At 64.2% G+C, this 16,240-nt stretch carries 18 protein-coding genes; 8 read left to right on the top strand and 10 right to left on the bottom strand.

Annotation, left to right across the window (positions count from 1 at the left end; all coding sequences use genetic code 11):
* Positions 1 to 16 precede the first annotated feature (16 nt).
* The 6 genes from KZJ38_RS14425 to KZJ38_RS14450 all read right to left on the bottom strand — a co-directional run bounded on the left by KZJ38_RS14425 (position 17) and on the right by KZJ38_RS14450 (position 4,848).
* Positions 17 to 1,417 carry an FAD-containing oxidoreductase gene (locus KZJ38_RS14425; RefSeq protein WP_219796613.1) on the bottom strand — a complete coding sequence of 467 codons (1,401 nt, stop codon included), beginning with the start codon at positions 1,415 to 1,417 and terminating at the stop codon, positions 17 to 19.
* A 237-nt stretch (positions 1,418 to 1,654) separates the two neighbouring features.
* Positions 1,655 to 1,861 (bottom strand): hypothetical protein, encoded by a 207-nt coding sequence (locus tag KZJ38_RS14430; protein WP_219796615.1) that lies wholly within the window; start codon positions 1,859 to 1,861, stop codon positions 1,655 to 1,657.
* Between the two features lie 229 nt (positions 1,862 to 2,090).
* Positions 2,091 to 2,720 (bottom strand): glutathione S-transferase, encoded by a 630-nt coding sequence (locus tag KZJ38_RS14435; RefSeq protein WP_219796617.1) that lies wholly within the window; start codon positions 2,718 to 2,720, stop codon positions 2,091 to 2,093.
* A gap of 215 nt (positions 2,721 to 2,935) precedes the next feature.
* Entirely contained in the window at positions 2,936 to 4,039 is a 1,104-nt protein-coding gene (locus tag KZJ38_RS14440) for a hypothetical protein (protein WP_219796619.1), read from the bottom strand.
* A 159-nt stretch (positions 4,040 to 4,198) separates the two neighbouring features.
* Entirely contained in the window at positions 4,199 to 4,600 is a 402-nt protein-coding gene (locus KZJ38_RS14445) for a type II toxin-antitoxin system HicB family antitoxin (protein WP_219796620.1), read from the bottom strand.
* A gap of 65 nt (positions 4,601 to 4,665) precedes the next feature.
* The gene (locus KZJ38_RS14450) at positions 4,666 to 4,848 is read right to left on the bottom strand and encodes a type II toxin-antitoxin system HicA family toxin (RefSeq protein WP_219796622.1); all 183 of its coding nucleotides are present in this window, start codon (positions 4,846 to 4,848) and stop codon (positions 4,666 to 4,668) included.
* Positions 4,849 to 5,541: 693 nt separating this feature from the next.
* Between KZJ38_RS14450 and KZJ38_RS14455 the strand changes: the two genes are divergently transcribed.
* From KZJ38_RS14455 to KZJ38_RS14485, 7 genes are all read left to right on the top strand, one after another.
* Positions 5,542 to 6,681: a LacI family DNA-binding transcriptional regulator gene (locus KZJ38_RS14455; RefSeq protein WP_219796624.1), complete on the top strand. Its 1,140-nt coding sequence runs from the start codon at positions 5,542 to 5,544 to the stop codon at positions 6,679 to 6,681.
* Positions 6,682 to 6,963: 282 nt separating this feature from the next.
* A complete protein-coding gene (locus KZJ38_RS14460) occupies positions 6,964 to 7,983 on the top strand; it encodes an ABC transporter substrate-binding protein (protein ID WP_425518358.1) in 1,020 nt (339 codons plus the stop codon).
* Positions 7,980 to 8,804 carry an ABC transporter permease gene (locus KZJ38_RS14465; RefSeq protein WP_219796626.1) on the top strand — a complete coding sequence of 275 codons (825 nt, stop codon included), beginning with the start codon at positions 7,980 to 7,982 and terminating at the stop codon, positions 8,802 to 8,804. The genes KZJ38_RS14460 and KZJ38_RS14465 overlap by 4 nt, the downstream gene beginning before the upstream one ends.
* A gap of 32 nt (positions 8,805 to 8,836) precedes the next feature.
* On the top strand, positions 8,837 to 9,847 hold the full coding sequence (locus KZJ38_RS14470) for an ABC transporter permease (RefSeq protein ID WP_246641477.1): 1,011 nt from the start codon (positions 8,837 to 8,839) through the stop codon (positions 9,845 to 9,847).
* Positions 9,844 to 10,986, top strand: coding sequence for an ABC transporter ATP-binding protein (locus tag KZJ38_RS14475; RefSeq protein ID WP_219796628.1), 1,143 nt, complete (start codon positions 9,844 to 9,846; stop codon positions 10,984 to 10,986). Before KZJ38_RS14470 ends, KZJ38_RS14475 begins: the two co-directional genes overlap by 4 nt.
* Positions 10,987 to 11,046: 60 nt before the next feature.
* A complete protein-coding gene (locus KZJ38_RS14480; protein ID WP_219796630.1) occupies positions 11,047 to 11,874 on the top strand; it encodes a phosphodiesterase in 828 nt (275 codons plus the stop codon).
* 229 nt (positions 11,875 to 12,103) lie between these two features.
* Positions 12,104 to 13,306: an MFS transporter gene (locus KZJ38_RS14485; protein WP_219796632.1), complete on the top strand. Its 1,203-nt coding sequence runs from the start codon at positions 12,104 to 12,106 to the stop codon at positions 13,304 to 13,306.
* Positions 13,307 to 13,518: 212 nt separating this feature from the next.
* On the opposite strand, the gene KZJ38_RS14490 is transcribed toward KZJ38_RS14485, so the two are convergent.
* From KZJ38_RS14490 to KZJ38_RS14500, 3 genes are all read right to left on the bottom strand, one after another.
* Entirely contained in the window at positions 13,519 to 14,082 is a 564-nt protein-coding gene (locus KZJ38_RS14490; RefSeq protein WP_219796634.1) for a ferritin-like domain-containing protein, read from the bottom strand.
* 84 nt (positions 14,083 to 14,166) lie between these two features.
* Complete coding sequence (locus tag KZJ38_RS14495; protein ID WP_012400904.1) at positions 14,167 to 14,328, bottom strand: DUF1328 domain-containing protein; 162 nt, start codon at positions 14,326 to 14,328, stop codon at positions 14,167 to 14,169.
* A 49-nt stretch (positions 14,329 to 14,377) separates the two neighbouring features.
* Entirely contained in the window at positions 14,378 to 14,554 is a 177-nt protein-coding gene (locus KZJ38_RS14500; RefSeq protein ID WP_219796636.1) for a DUF1328 domain-containing protein, read from the bottom strand.
* Positions 14,555 to 14,840: 286 nt separating this feature from the next.
* Here KZJ38_RS14500 and KZJ38_RS14505 point away from each other — a divergent pair, with 286 nt between their 5' ends.
* Positions 14,841 to 14,984: an entericidin A/B family lipoprotein gene (locus KZJ38_RS14505; RefSeq protein WP_219796638.1), complete on the top strand. Its 144-nt coding sequence runs from the start codon at positions 14,841 to 14,843 to the stop codon at positions 14,982 to 14,984.
* A 149-nt stretch (positions 14,985 to 15,133) separates the two neighbouring features.
* Here the strand turns inward: KZJ38_RS14505 and KZJ38_RS14510 are convergent, their stop codons facing one another.
* On the bottom strand, positions 15,134 to 15,916 hold the full coding sequence (locus KZJ38_RS14510) for a DUF4397 domain-containing protein (protein WP_219796640.1): 783 nt from the start codon (positions 15,914 to 15,916) through the stop codon (positions 15,134 to 15,136).
* Positions 15,917 to 16,240: the final 324 nt, after the last annotated feature.

A 16,240-nucleotide genomic window follows, 5' to 3' on the forward strand; every position in this document is an offset into this window, starting at 1 on the left:
TTAAACGTGCGTCCCGCTACTCGAGCGGCTTCAAACCGTCGAGCAGCGTCGGCACGAGTTCGCTGATCGTCGGATGGATATGGACCGCATATTGCAGCGTCGGATACGGTGCGCGCGCCGTCATGATGTCGATGATCGTGTGGATCGCCTCGTCGCCTTCGATGCCGAGAATCGTCGCACCGAGAATCTGCTTCGTTTGCGCATCGACGAGCACCTTCATAAAGCCGTCGGTCTCGCCACGCTCGCGTGCGCGGCCGACGCGCGTCATCGGCATCGTCGAGATCAGCGCGGCGCGGCCCGATTGGCGAACGTCCGTTTCCGATAAGCCGACGCGCGCGAGCGGCGGGTCGACGAACACCGCGTACGCCATGATGCGGTCGTCCACGCTGCGCTTGCCGTTATCGAGCAAGTTCGCCGCGACGATCTGGAAATCGTCGTATGACGTGTGCGTGAACGCGCCGCGTCCGTTGACGTCGCCGATTGCCCAGATGCCGGGCACATTGGTGCGCAACTGGCCGTCGACCGGAATCGTGCCGTGCGCATCAACCTGCACACCGGCGGCATCGAGACCGAGATCGTCGGTGTTCGGCCTGCGGCCGGTCGCGAACAGCAGATGCGATCCTTCCACGGGAATGCCGGAGGCGCACGACACGCGCGCAGCGGTCGAGCCTTCGCCGTTCAGCGGCTCGATGCGCACCGGTGCCGAGTTGAAACGAAACGCAATGCCCTCGCGCGCAAGCACCTTTTGCACGGCGTCCGAGAAGTCCGCGTCTTCGCGGCCCAGCACACGTTCGCCGCGCGAGAGCACCGTGACTCGGCTGCCGAAGCGGCGGAACACCTGCGCGAATTCGAGCGCGATATAGCTTGCGCCGACAATCACCAGATGCTCGGGGAGCTCGGTCAGATCGAGCAGCGATGAGTTCGTGAAGTGGCGGATCCGCTCGAGACCGTCGATCTTCGGGATGACCGGGCGCGTGCCGGTGTTCAGGAAGAATTCGTCGGCGCTCAGTTCGTCGACGATGCGGCCTTCGTGGTCGGTGATCGAGATTCGATGCGGGCCGATAAAGCGCGCGTGGCCCGTGAACACCGACACATTCTGCGCCGTGCGCAGCCACTTCTCCACGCCGGTGCGCGACTGGCCGATGATGCGGTCCTTGCGCGCCTTCACTTCGGCGAGATCGACGGTCACGTCGCCGCTCACGTGCACGCCGTATTCGGCGGCGTGGCGCGCCACATGCGCCGTACGCGCGCTCGCGACATAGGCTTTAGTCGGCGTGCAGCCGACGTTTACGCAGGTTCCGCCGAACAGCTCGCGCTCGACAACGGCCGTTTTGCGGCCGCTTTTGCCGAGCCGTACCGCGAGCGGCGAGCCGCCTTGCCCTGTACCGATCACGATTGCGTCGAAGTGCTGTGGCATAGCCGATCTCCCAAAGCGCGGTCGAGGATCGGTCATCTTACGCCAGCCTGGCGATTGAAGCCTTGGCAGCAAGGCGAAGCCCCATGCCAAAAGCGTGCGACAAAAAGAAAACCGGGCGACGTGCGCCCGGTTTGATCGGCAGCCGCGTGCTAAAGGCGCGCGCCACCCTGTTTCTTTGTTGCGATCTAAGCGATGAGTCTTGAAGTGGCCTTTGCGACTAACTCGTACGTCGCCGCCTTAATGTGCCCGTTCTTCGTCGCCATGGCAAACCATCTGGCACATCAACTCGCGCGAGCGCTGCAGCGCGGCGCGTGCGCCGTTGGTCGCGACCAGCACGCCGACTTGCCCGAGATTGAAGTCGGTGGACACCATCATTTGCATCAGCGACAGCATCGGCAGCACCACTGCCGGATGATAGATCTGCCGCTCGATCAACGATTTCATAACTGCTCCCAATGCGCGGCGCCTCGTCATGCGGGGTGTGCCGCCAACCTACGTTTCCATGGAAGCAATTTTAGAGATAGGTGCCCTGTGGATAAATGCCGTCAGGACGAAGTCACTTGTCAATCAGAGACAACAATCCCGGCATGCGGCCGCAGGCGCAGTCACGGCCGGTCACGCCCCCGCCCCAGCCGCCGCAGTGAGCGCTGCACGGCTGCGCGGCGGATTGTGGCTACTCGAGCGGCGTATCGATAAACACGGGCAACGCCTCGGCACGCGCGGAAAACGCGACGAGCGCCGGATAACGTGCCGGATCGACGACGCCCGGCAACATGTACTGCGTGAAGCGCCACGCAATCGCGACCGTGATATCAGGCTGCATCATCCGCTCGCCGATCAGCCACGCATCGCGTTTCGTCGCGTGATGCATGGCCAGCGCCGTTTCCAACTGATCATATGCGCCGTGCAACTGACGCTGGACGCGCTCGAGCCACGGATCATGCCGTTTCTCCTCCGGCCGCAGCAGGTTCTCGTAGACGGTGTGCATGGTCTTTTCGCACGCGGCGAGCGCGAAGCCGATCAGATGCAGCGCTTTGCCGCGCGTGCCGAGGTCTTCGGGCATCAGCCGCCGCTCAGGAGCGGCCATGCGCTCGAGGTAGTCGAGGATTAGCGTCGAGTCGGTCAGGGTCGTGCCGTCGTCGGTGACGAGCGTCGGCGCCTTGACGGCCGGGTTCGTTTTCGAGAATTCGTCGAAGTGACGAAACACCGATAGCGCACAGTGCTCGTACGGAATGCCGTACATCGCCAGCGAGATCGCGACGCGACGCACGAACGGGGAATCGAGCATGCCGATCAGTTGCATGGTTTGCGCTCCTCCATTGGGATTATTTTTCGGCCGATCGTGCGCGTGACCGACCCGATGGGCACGATCGAGCGGCTACTTTAGACGAATGGGGAGCGAGTGGCGAGCGGCAGTCGCACACGTTGCGGCGCGTGTGCAACTGCCGCGATCGAAGGCTTCTATGAATGTTGGGCGCACAGCGCGAGCACAAAGCGCCCGCGCCGCGCGTGTCGTGCTTAAGCCGCGACGACGTGCGTCGGCTCGAACGACATCGCGCCCGTGTTGCCGTCCGGGCGCCGGAAGATCGTCGTGCCGTGACCGTTCAGATCGAGCAGCGAGATCGACAGGGTCTGCGTGAAGCCGATCGTTACGGAGATGGCTTCGTCAGCGGATTGATCCGACGACGACGCGACATTGTTCGTGTTATCTGCACTGTCCGCGCCGTCCACACCGTCCGTACTGCCTGATCCCGAGTCCTTGCCTTTGTTCGCCTGGCTCAACCGGTTCGAGGCTTCGTCCGTGCCGTGCAGCGTCGGACGCGCGAGCGCGGCGAGCAGCTGGCTCAATACCTGGGCTGCATCGTTGGCCGAAATCGTGTTGCTGTTGGACCCGGCAGGCAGCGCGTTGGGATTCTGATCGTTCGTTGCGTCCTTGCCGTCGCCGTTATCGCGTCCAGCCTGACCGGGCAGCAGATTCAGCAGACCGTTTGGCGTTTGCAGTGCGAGGATCGGCAGCGCCGCGGCACCCGGACCCGAAATCTCGGTGACCGACGTGACCGAGCTGATCTGCTGTTCCTTCAGCGAAATCGACAATTTGCCGCTGGTCGGATCGAAGTCGATCGAGACCGAGCCCGAGCGCTCGTTGACCGCCACCGACGACGCCGACATCGTCGTCGAGCCGTAGCTGGAGGACATCGCTGTCGCGACCGTCGTCGATTCGTCGAAGCTTGTGTTCAGGTCGACCGGGCCGCCCTTTTGCAGCTGCTCGACGAAGCTTTGGCTGGCCGCGTCGGCTTGCTGCTGGCTGAAGCCGTTTTGCACGAGGAACTGGTCGAGCGCCGAGCCCAGCTGGGCGCTCGACGTCGCCGATATTTCGCGCAGGCCGGTCGACGGGTCGACGGACGAAGCGCCTTGCGCGGCCTGCCCGAACGCCTGTGTGAGCTGACCCAGGCTGGCTGCCGCCTGCATCGCGGCGGCCAGCGCCGCGGCCGCCAGCGACCCGGCGTCTGACGTCGTGCCCGCCTGGCTGGTTTTGGTCCGGTTTGCGTTCGCGGACTGGTCCTGAGGATTGAGTGCGCCCAGCAACCCGGCGACGGTACTGCCGCTGATAGGAGTCGACATGTAAGGTGATCGGAGGGTGGTTTCCGGATACCGCGGGCCGCCACGGTGGCAGACCCGCTGGTGCTTGACTGACAATATCGGCAGATTGGGGGCGCGGCTTGAGGGGGTGCGTGAAATGAAAAAGCCCGCCGAAGCGGGCCCGGGTCCGGCATCAGCCTGCTATGCGTGCGCTAACGCCTCGAGTGCAGCGCGCGCGAGAAAGCCACTTCGCGTTTCGTGACGCGCCGTCACATAAGCGTCGATCTTACGCAGCACAAACCGCGGCAGGCTGACGTTGATCCGCTCCGGCTTCGAATCGAGCTGGGTCAGATCGACATCGACCAACGCCCATACCGCGCCTACGTACTCGGGCTTTGCGACCAGTTCTTCCACGGTCGAACACGTGAAGCCGACGTCCTCGCCGAGTTCAACCAGCGTCGAAACGTGACCGACAATCGCCTCCTTTGTGTTTCTGATCGCATCATCGATGGTGTCGCCCCACGAGTGAACGCCCGGGATGTCCGGAACGATCACGCCGTAGGCGCTCCCATCGTCCTTATGAACTGCGATGGGAAATTCCATGGTCAACTTCCTTCAGGTCAGTGAATGACTGTTGGCATCCTTTGCCGCGAAAGACCGCCGGATTGTTAATTCAGGCCGGCGGCTTTCAGGATGCTCTTTGACGTCCCGATCGGCAGATCCTTCTTTGGGTGAGGCACCGTCACAAGGCCCCGCTTCCCGGTGTGTTTGAAGTGGTGATGGCTGCCGGTGACCCGGACCAACCTCCAGCCATCCTCCTCGAGCATCCGGATAAGTTGTGATGAATTCATCAGCACCTCCGGCCGCCTCGTGTGTAATGATACACACTTTATCAATATGTGTGTAGTAGTGTGTATTTCACGTGGGGCGTAGCGTCATGAGATGACGTGCGCAGCAGAGGAAGTCGCTCGCGACTACCTGCGTTCGAACACGCGAAAGCGATGAAAAGCGATGGGGGAATAAAACTCGAGCGTTGCAAGCAGCTGGTGCCGGGGACCGGACTCGAACCGGCAAGCCGTTAAGCGGCGGATTTTCTTCACACCACGTCTTTCGACGCCGGCTCATACCGGGCGGTATTGCCGTTCGTGCGCTGGACTATGCCTTCGCCATCGCCGCGAGCCGCAGCATCGCGCTGCGCGCCGCCTTAGGCGCCCCCCGTCTAGTCTCTACACCTTCCGCGCGTTCGCCTCGTGAGCGGCGGCGGGCTTGGCTCGGCGTTGCCGCGGCAGCTCATGCGCGATGAGCCATCAGGGGTTTCGCCGAATTTGAGGGGTTCTGCACCGGCCGTTTCCGACCAGGCACTCAATCATTTAAGTCCGCTATGTTTACCAATTTCATCACCCCGGCAAGGGCGGACCGGATTCTACCATCGCCCGGCGAGCCGCACCAAAACGGCGTGTCAGCCTTCTGTACGTCACGGTTCCGTCATATTCGTTGTCGATAATTCGCGCGACGAAAACGTTTACACGAACGGGGCCGACACGATGACTCCCACCATCAAGGATGTCGCTGCGCACGCGGGCTTTTCGATCGCGACGGTTTCGCGCGCCATCAATGCGCCACACACCGTCAACCCGGTGACGCTCGAAAAAGTCCGCCAGTCGATCGATGCGCTCGACTTTCGCCCGAGCCCGCTCGGCCGCCAGCTGCGCGGCGAACGCAGCCGCCTGATCGGCGTCGTGCTGCCGACGCTCGCGAACCCCGTGTTCGCCGAGTGTCTGCAAGGCATCGACGAGCTCGCCGCCGCACAAGGCTACCGGCTCATGCTGATGACCACCCAATACGACGCCGAACGCGAACGCCACGCGATCGAGACGCTGCGCGAGCAGCGCGTCGAAGGGCTGATCCTGACCGTCGCCGACGCCGACACCCACCCGCTGCTCGACGAACTCGACCGCTCCGGCATGCTCTACGTGCTGATGCACAACGACACGGTGCGCCGTCCGTCGGTGTCGGTCGATAACCGGCTCGCCGCGTTCGAAGGCGTGCGCATGCTGATCGCGCACGGCCACCGCCGCATTCTGATGCTGGCCGGCACGCTCGCCGCCTCGGACCGCGCGCGGCTGCGCCATGTCGGCTACACGCAAGCGATGCAGCAGGCCGGCCTCACGCCGGCGCCGGCCCTGGAAATCGATTTCAACGCGGACCAGCTCGCGCCGTCGGTGCTCGCGCATCTGACCGGCGCCCAGCGCCCGACCGCCCTCTTCTGCAGCAACGATCTGCTCGCGATGGTCGTGATGCGCGGCTTGCGCAGCGCACGCTTCGAGGTGCCGCGCGATATGTCGATTCTCGGCTTCGACGGCCTCGCGATGGGCGAACTGCTCGCGCCGCCGCTTGCAAGCATCGGCTCACCGAATCGCGAGATCGGCTGCTCCGCGTGGCGGCGCCTGATCGGGCGTATCGACGGCACCTACACGGACGCGTCGCTTTCGCTGACCTTGCCGCACACGCTGCGCGAAGGCGCGACGATCACTGCGATTCCGAACAGCGCGGACACGGTCTCGATGATGCGCACGCATGACGCGACGCAGCCCGCGGGTCCGCAGGGTGGCGGCGCGCCGCGGGCGGGCTCGCATGCGATCGTGCGTCCGCTAGCTCACTCGACTGCAACGTCAACGGAATAGCGTCGCTTACCGCCGCTAATCACCGCGTACCGTCGCTTGCGCACGAGCATGTGCGCAACGCGCCTTCGATGCGGAAGAAACCACGCGAGTCCACTCCGTGCGCCCGACACATCTGCTTCACCTGACATAACCGACCGCGATCAGGCCGCCCGCCGCTTCGCCCCGACTCCTTTCTCACCGCCCTGGAGAAACGCCGTGAATTCGCATCGCCGCACGATCATCGCCACGCTGCTCCGCCCCATCGCCCGGCGACGCCGTGCCGTCTCTGCGTTCACGGCGAGCATCGCGGCCGCCTCGTCCCTGGCCGCGCTCACCGCACTCACTGCGTTCGGCACACTCGGTGCAGCCCAACCCGCGCACGCGGAAGAAACCGCAGTCTGCTACAACTGCCCGCCGGAATGGGCCGACTGGGCCAGCCAGATCAAAGCGATCCAGCAACAGACCGGCATCCGCGTGCCGTTCGACAACAAGAACTCGGGCCAAGCCATCGCGCAACTGATCGCCGAACAAAAGAGCCCGGTCGCGGACGTCGTCTATCTCGGGGTGTCGTCGGCCTTCCAGGCGAAGGACAAGGACGTGATCCAGCCATACAAGCCCGCGCACTGGAACGACATCCCGGCGAACATGAAAGACCCGCAAGGCTACTGGTTCGCGATCCACTCGGGCACGCTCGGCTTTTTCGTCAACAAGGACGCGCTCGAAGGCAAGCCCGTGCCGCGCTCGTGGGCCGATCTGCTGAAACCTGAATACAAAGGAATGATCGGTTATCTCGATCCGTCAAGCGCGTTCGTCGGTTATGCGGGTGCGGTCGCGGTGAACCAGGCGCTCGGCGGCAGCTTCGACAACTTCAAGCCCGGCCTCGACTGGTTCCGCAAGCTCAAGGCCAACGACCCGATCGTGCCCAAGCAGACCGCCTATGCACGCGTGCTGTCCGGCGAAATTCCGATTCTGCTCGACTACGACTTCGACGCGTATCGCGCGAAGTACAAGGATCACGCCAACGTCGAGTTCGTGATTCCGCAGGAAGGCACGATCTCCGTACCGTACGTGATGAGCCTCGTGAAGCATGCGCCGCACGATGCCAACGGCAGGAAGGTACTCGACTTCGTGCTGTCCGATGAAGGCCAGAAACTGTGGGCGAACGCGTATCTGCGCCCGGTGCGAGCGAACGAAATAAGCGCGGACGCAGCGAGCAAATTCCTGCCCGCCAGCGACTACGCGCGCGCCAAAGCCGTCGACTTCGCGAAGATGGCCGGCAAGCAGCAAAGCTTCGGCGAGCAATATCTGCAGGTGATGCATTGAACGACATCACGTTCCCGCGGCATTGGCGCATTGCGTTCGTTGCACCCGCGCTGTCGGTGTTTATCGCGTTCTGGCTGCTGCCGATCGCCGCGCTCGTGCAGGTGAGCGGCGACGGCCATCCGTTTGCAACCTACAAGGCGCTGCTGACCAACGCGCGCTATATGCAAAGCCTCGGCGAGACCGTGCTTCTCTCCGCGGCCGTGACCGTCACCACACTCGTGTTGTCGGTCATCGCCGGCCTGCTGCTCGCGCGCCGCGATTTCGCCGGCAAGCGCACGCTGCTCGCGCTGCTGACGTTTCCGCTCGCGTTTCCGGGCGTCGTGGTCGGCTTTATGGTGATCATGCTCGCGGGACGGCAAGGCCTGATCGGCACGCTGTCGATGAAGCTGACCGGCGACCGCTGGGTGTTCGCCTATTCGATGGCGGGCCTGTTTATCGGTTACCTGTACTTTTCGATTCCACGTGTGATCGTCACCGTCATGGCGTCGGCGACGAAGCTCGATGCTTCGCTCGAAGAAGCCGCGCGCGCGCTCGGCGCATCGCCGTGGCGGATCCTGTGCGATATCGTGCTGCCCGCGCTCGCGCCGGGTCTGATCGCGGCAGGCGCCGTGTGCTTCGCGACCTCGATGGGCGCATTCGGCACGGCCTTCACGCTCGCCACCGACATCGACGTGCTGCCGATGACCATCTACACGCAATTCACGCTGGGCGCGAACATGGTGACGGCCGCGGGCCTGTCGATCGTTCTCGGTATCGTCACGTGGGCAGTGCTCGCCGCGGCACGCAGCGCGACTGGCTCGGCCGTCGCGGCCACCGCATGATGGCGCGCACGCACGACGATGAGCGCAAGCGAATGACTACCGCTTTCGATTCTCGACAAGACGCACAGCAAGGCACGCAAAACCCTCAGAACGCACGGAACGAACCCGCGCGGTCGCGCCGCCGCGCGCTCGCATGGCCGTCGCTGCGCGGCTGGCTCGCCGCCGGCCAATGGTTCGTCACGCTCGGACTGTGCGCATTCCTGATCGTGCCGATCGTGATGTCGATCGTCGCAGGGCTGACCGTCAATTACTTTCGCGGTGTCGCGAGCGGACTCACGCTGCGCTGGCTCGGCGAGGTATGGACGCAGTATCACGCGTCGGTGTTCCTGTCGCTCGAAGTCGCGGCGGCCACGCTCGTCGTAACGCTGATCACCGGCGTGCCGGCCGGTTATGCACTCGCGCGCAGCAATACGCGCTTTGCGCGCGTCGTCGAAGAACTGCTCGTGCTGCCCGTGGCGTTGCCGGGACTAGCGTCGGCGCTCGCGCTGCTCGTCGTCTATGGTGGCTTCACGGCGTTTCGCATGAGCGCGGCCTTTATCGTCGTCGGCCATGTCGTGTTTACGCTGCCGTTTATGGTGCGCGCGGTCGCGGCCGTCTGTTCGAGCGCCGGCCTGCGCACGCTCGAGGAAGGCGCGGCGAGCCTCGGCGCCACCTTCACGCAGCGCTTCGTGACGATCGTGCTGCCGAATATCCGGCCCGGCATCGTCGCGGGCGCGCTCGCCGTGCTCACGTTGTCGATCGGCGAATTCAACCTCACGTGGATGCTGCATACGCCCGACACGAAAACGCTGCCGGTCGGCCTCGCCGATACCTATGCGTCGATGCGTATCGAAGTCGGCAGCGCCTACACCATTCTGTTTTTCATCATGACGATGCCGCTGCTCGTCGCCATGCAATGGCTCGGCGTCGACGCGACCGGCCAGCGCCGTGCAACGCGTACGACGAAAGCGGCAGCGGCAGCCGCATCCGCAATCGAAACCGCACCCGCATCTGCAACGCGCTCATCGCTTTCCGTTTCCGCAGACGACGTCACCCCATCATGAAGCTCACTCCCGTCTCCATCACTCTGTCGAACTGCGCGAAGACGTTCCGCGGCACGCGCGTGCTCGAGCCGCTCGAATTGCAGATCGGCACGGGCGAGACGCTCGTGCTGCTCGGCCCGTCCGGCTGCGGCAAGACCACCACCTTAAGGCTGATCGCCGGGCTCGAAACGCCTGACCCAGGCGGCCGGGTTCGCTTCGGCGACGACGACGTCACCTCGCTGCCGATCGAAAAGCGCGCGGTCGGCATGGTGTTCCAGAACTACGCGCTGTTTCCGAATCTGACCGTGCGCGGCAACGTCGGCTATGGGCTGCGGATCCGGCGTGTCGGCGCAGAGGAAACGCGCCGCCGCGTCGACGAACTGCTCGCGATGATGCGGCTCACCGATCACGCGGACAAACCCGTCGACCAGCTTTCCGGCGGCCAGCGCCAGCGCGTCGCGCTCGCGCGCGCGCTCGCGCCGCAGCCGCGCGTGCTGCTGCTCGACGAGCCGCTGACCGCGCTCGATGCGCGGCTGCGCGATACGCTGCGCGGCGAGATGAATGCGCTGTTGCGTGAGCTCGGCATCACGACCGTTTATGTGACGCACGACCAGGCCGAAGCGATGGAACTCGGCGACCGCATCGTCGTGATGAGCGCAGGACGCATCGAACAGATCGGTGCGCCGCGCGACATCTACTATCGTCCGGCCAATCGCGCGGTCGCGCAGTTTATCGGCACGATCAACCGGCTGGCCGGCGCATGGCGCGACGGGATGCTGACAACCCTCGGCGGCGCGGTGCCGGCGCCGGAGCCGCGGGCGGCCAGGCGCGAATCGCTCGATAGGCGCGATCGAAACAACGCGCGCGGTTCGCAGACCGCACAGACCGCGCGCAACAGTCATGCAACGGAAGCAACGCTCGCAAGCGAGACGCACGAAGTGTTCTTCCGCCCTGAAGACGCATGGCTCGCCGATCCGTCGACGGCGCAGTTGCGCGGCACCGTCGAGCACGCGGCGTTTCTCGGCGAACGCACGCGGCTCACGATCCGCGATGCGGCGCCCGATGCATTGATCGTCGACGTCGCGGGCCGCGTCGAGCTGGCGCGCGGCACGGCCGTCGGCATCTCGATCGCGCAGGACGCGCTAATTGCGCTATCGTGAATAACACGCCCCGCCCGCCGCGACGACCCTCGCCCCTTTTCTGAACCGCCCGAGACCTTCATGCTGCTAGCCCAGATCAGCGACCTGCATATCAAACGCCCCGGCGCGCTCGCCTACCGCCGCGTCGACACCGCCGCGTATTTCAGCCGCTGCGTCGCGGCGCTCAACGCGCTCGAGCCGCGCCCGGACGCGGTGATCGTGACCGGCGACCTCGTCGATCAGGGCGACGTCGAACAATACGAGCACCTGAAGACGCTGCTCGCACCGCTGCAGATTCCGCACTACCTGCTGGTCGGCAATCACGACGACCGCGCGGCATTGCGCACCGTCTTCAGCGATCGGAAAGAACTGTTCGACGGCGGCGACTTCGTGCAGTACGCCGTCGATATCGGCGAGCTGCGCGTGCTTGCGCTCGATTCGATCGTGCCCGGCGCAAGCGGCGGCACGCTATGCGCCGCGCGCCTCGCTTGGCTCGAACAGCAGCTCGACGCGGCGCGCGGCAAACCGGTGATCGTCGCGCTTCATCATCCGCCGTTCGCGTCCGGTATCGGCCATATGGACAGCGTGCGTCTCGACCCTGCCGCCGCGCGTGAATTCGAAACGCTGATCGCGCGCCATCCGAACGTCGAGCGCGTGTTGTGCGGGCATGTGCACCGGCCGATGTTCACGCGCTTTGCCGGCACGATCGCGTCGGCGGTGCCCGCGCCTGCGCATCAGGTCGCGCTCGATCTGCGCGACGACGCGCCGTCGGCATTCCGTATGGAAGCGCCGGCCTTCGCGCTGCATCGGTACGACCCGGCGACGGGGCTCGTCACGCATCATGCGTACGTGGATGCGGGTGATGGCCCGTATCCGTTCTATGAGCCCGCGGGTGCGCTGATCGACTGAAGACGCGTGCGGATATGGCGCGCGTCGAAGCACCGGGTGTCGATATGCCGGGCGTCGACACCCGAGCACGGTACGCCGGGCCTGCAAACGCCCCTTGCCGGTGCGCGATCGGCGTCCGTCCGGTATCATCGGGCACGCCACGCACGGCCCGCGCACGTCACGATCAGGCAAGTGCGACCGAGGCGCCTCGCCACGAGGCGCGCCGCCGTTTCAACCATCAGCCGCACCCATGTCCACTTCCGAAAGCTCCGCGCCATCCGATCGTTCGCTCAGCGGCTTGCTGCTGCTCCTCGCGACCATCGCCGGTATCTCGGTCGCGAACATCTACTACAACCAGCCTCTGCTCGACGATTTCCGCAAGTCATATCCGCATAGCGCTGAATGGGTCGGCGTCGTGCCGGCCTCGACGCAGCTCGGCTATGCGGCCGGCATGCTGCTGCTCGCCCCGCTCGGCGACCGCTTCGACCGCCGCGCGCTGATCCTGCTGCAAACGGCCGGCATGTGTATCGCGCTGCTCTTCGTGACCTTCGCGCCAACGCTATCGATACTCGCGGCTGCCAGCCTCGCGATCGGCATCCTCGCGACGATCGCGCAGCAGGCCGTGCCGTTCGCGGCCGAAATCGCATCGCCGTCGCAACGTGGCCACGCGGTCGGCATCGTGATGAGCGGGCTGTTGCTCGGCATCCTGCTGGCGCGTACGGCAGCGGGTTTTATCGCCGAATACTTCGGCTGGCGCGCGGTATTCGGCGTATCGATCGTCGTACTGATCGTGCTCGCCGTCGTAATCGTCATGCGGCTGCCGCACAGCAAACCAACCTCAACGCTGCCGTATGGCCAGTTGCTCGCATCGATGTGGCATCTGACCGTCGAATTGCGCGGGCTGCGCGAAGCGGCAATCACGGGCGCGTCATTGTTCGCGGGCTTCAGCGCGTTCTGGTCGACGCTCGCGCTGCTGCTCGCCGGGCCGCCGTTCCATCTCGGGCCGCAGGCCGCAGGTCTGTTCGGCATTGTCGGCGCAGCCGGCGCGCTCGCCGCGCCGCTCGCCGGCAAATCGGCGGACCGTCGCGGTCCACGCGCCGTCGTCACCCTGTCGATCGCGCTTTGCGCGATATCGTTCATCGTGTTCGCGCTGTCGGGCTCGAGTCTCGTCGGCCTCGTGATCGGCGTCATCGTGCTCGATATCGGCGTGCAGGCGGCGCAGATCTCGAACCAGTCGCGCATCTATGCGTTAAAGCCCGAGGCGCGCAGCCGCGTGAATACCGTCTATATGGTCGGCTATTTCATCGGCGGCGCGCTCGGCTCGCTGGTGGCCGCGCTCGTGTGGCCGCGCTTCGGCTGGGTCGGCGTCAGCATCGCGGGCCTGCTCTTCTCGTGCATCGCAGCGTGGAATCATCTGCGTACCGCGCGCAGCGCGGTCGCAGCGTCGCAATAGGCGTGGGCTGCGAGCGGGCAAGGAGCGAGCAACAATGCGGGCAACAAGCGCGGGCTAATTAGCGCCCGCACAAGAAGCGCCGTCAACTAGCGCCCGGGCAATAAGCGCCACCAACAAGCGCGCGCAACAAGCAAATCGTTGCGACATCAGCAGACGCAACGCAAGCGCAAGTACGTCGATCACGCGCTAAACGTTGCGTCTGCAACGGCCCTTCAGCGGCTCGAGAGCAGGTCCGCCATATCATCCGCGTGCTCTTCTTCGACCGCGAGAATTTCCTCGAAAATGCGACGGGTCGTCGTATCCGAATCGCCGAGGTAGCGCACGATCTCGCGATAGGTGTCGATCGCGATCCGCTCAGCGACGAGATTCTCGCGAATCATATCTTTGAGGTCGGCGCCTTCCTTGTATTCCGAATGCGAGCGCGCAGTCAGGCTGTCCGGCGCGAAATCCGGCTCGCCGCCCAGTTGCACGATGCGCGCGGCAAGTTGATCCGCGTGCTGTTGCTCTTCGGCGGCGTGCTCGAGAAATTCCTGCGCGACCCCTTCCGAGTTGATGCCCTTCGCCATGAAATAGTGGCGCTTGTAGCGCAGCGTGCAGACGATTTCCGTCGCAAGCGCGCCGTTCAACAGCTTGAGCACCGTTTCGCGGTCTGCCTTGTAGGTTTGCGTGACGGGTCCATCGTCCATGTCCTGGCGCGCCTGCGCGCGGATTTTTTCGAGGTCCATCACGAATGGGCCTTTCATTGCGGTGCCCTGCGCTTCTGATGACTTCGACATTTAACGGCTCCTTGTGCGATAGGTGGGGATTGCGGCAGCACGCGCATGTCACGCGCCGCCGGATTTATAGGAAAGATGCCCTGGCTACGTTCGGAACACGCCCAGCAACAGCGTGACGACGAACACCACCAGAAAGATGTAGAACAGAATTTTGGCGATTTCAGCCGCGCCGGCCGCAATGCCGGTAAAACCGAACACCGCGGCGATGATCGCGATCACGAAGAATACGAGTGCGTAATGCAGCATGGCGACGCTCCCTTTTCAACGATGCGTGCTTGTTTCCAGTCGGCTGTCGCTAGTCGACGATCTTCTTCGTCACGACGAAGCCAAGTACGAGAAACACGACGCACAGAATCACGAACACGATGAACAGGATTTTCGCGATTGCCGCCGCGCCCGCCGCGACACCGGTAAAGCCCAGCAATCCGGCGATCACGGCAACGATGGCGAAGAACAGCGCCCACTTCAGCATGATGACTTCCTCCTCTATGTCGATTTACACCAAGGTCGATAGCACGGAACGGGCCTGCATCCTTTGCGGCGCGCACGAGCCCCACGCACCTTCCTCAGTGCCAGAAATTTCACCGCGTGCGCGTGCACGCCGTCGGTCGTTCGCATTGCCGATCGAGGCAGGTACGCGGCTTGCTGGCGAGGTAAATCAGACCGGATCGGTTGGCGCAGCCAGCCGGGTCGAAGGAACGCGATCCATGCCAGCGGATCGCGAGAATCCATCTGCATCCTTGATAAGGGGAAGACTCATGGCTCGACTCATCGCTTTGCTTCTGTTCGTGGCCGCAGGCACGGCCACGCTCTCTGCTTGCAATACGGTCTCCGGCGCCGGCCAGGATATTTCGGCAGGCGGCCACGCCATCACCAACTCGGCCGACAAGGCGAAGGAGTAAATCCAGTCGCCCAGCGGCGCGCGCCTGCCAACCTGGTCGGGCGGGCGCGCGCCGCACGTTTGCGAGCTGCAGGCTCGACATAACAGGCTCAAAAAAAACGGCCCGCGCGATGCGGGCCGCTACAACAGCTCCTCCCTGAAGCCGCGTCGTTATTGTCCGGTCAACGTATTGGTCAGCAACACACCCGGCTGAGCGGTATTGCCGCCCTGCGCGACCAGCACATCGATCTGGTTCGGCAGCAGCTGACTCAGCACGCCGGCGACGGGCACCGTGGTCAGCAGCCAGTCCGCGTTGTTCGAGAGCGAGAACGGGTTGGACTGGAAGATGATCGTCTTCGTGTTGGCGGTCGTCGCAACCAGCACATACGTGCCGCCGTTCATGTAGACCGAATCCTGGCCGGACGGGGGCACCGCGTTCTTGAACGACACAGCCGACAGCGTCGGGCCCACCGCGTTGATGTCCGTTCCTTGCGGGACAATGTAGATGTCGAGGTTCTGCGCATTCACCGTGGCGTTGTACGCGCGCACCCGTGCGCTGTTGGACAGAATGCCTTTGTCGAACGGGTCGTCGATCAGACCGATATCGGGCGCGGTCAATCCGGGCACCGCGAGCACCGTGTACTCATGCCCTTTCGCGACGTCGGGGAATGTGCCGCTCGCAAGCGCGGTCGTGGTTCCCGTCGCTGCATACGCGACCACAGTCTGGCCGGTATTGACGTTGGCAAAATTGGTGACGCCCTGGTAACCGATATTCGTCTGCAACGCGGCGCCATTGACGATGAAATCGACCGTGGGGCCACCTGCAATCGCATGCACGAAACGCATCTCCGGATTCGTCAAACCGAGTTCCTTGCCGGCGTCGCTGCCCCCGCCGCAAGCCGTCAACAAGGACGCCGCACTCACCAGCGCCGCAACTGTACGGATGAGCTTCATTTCCCACCTCACTGATATCGGGCATGCCCTCGCCCATTGATATGCGGCTTGCCGCAGACACGCCGCGCGTCCGGTTGTTGTTGTCGAATGCGCAGCGGGCCTTCCAAACGGCGGCACGCCTTTCCTGTCCCTGGGTCGCGGGCGGCGGCGAACGAGGTTCGGTCGTTCGTCGCTGTCCGCGTCGTTTGGACGGTGCGCATTCAGCAAACCGTGTGCCGCACGAAAGCAATACGGACTGCAAACGTCAAAGATGACCTGTCAGATAAAGGACTCCGATGTTTAGAGGTCTTCATCGAAGCCGCTTGCGGAGAGGCAGTGCGATGC

The sequence above is a fragment of the Paraburkholderia edwinii genome (genome assembly GCF_019428685.1).
In the GTDB taxonomy this organism is placed as follows: Bacteria; Pseudomonadota; Gammaproteobacteria; order Burkholderiales; family Burkholderiaceae; genus Paraburkholderia; species Paraburkholderia edwinii.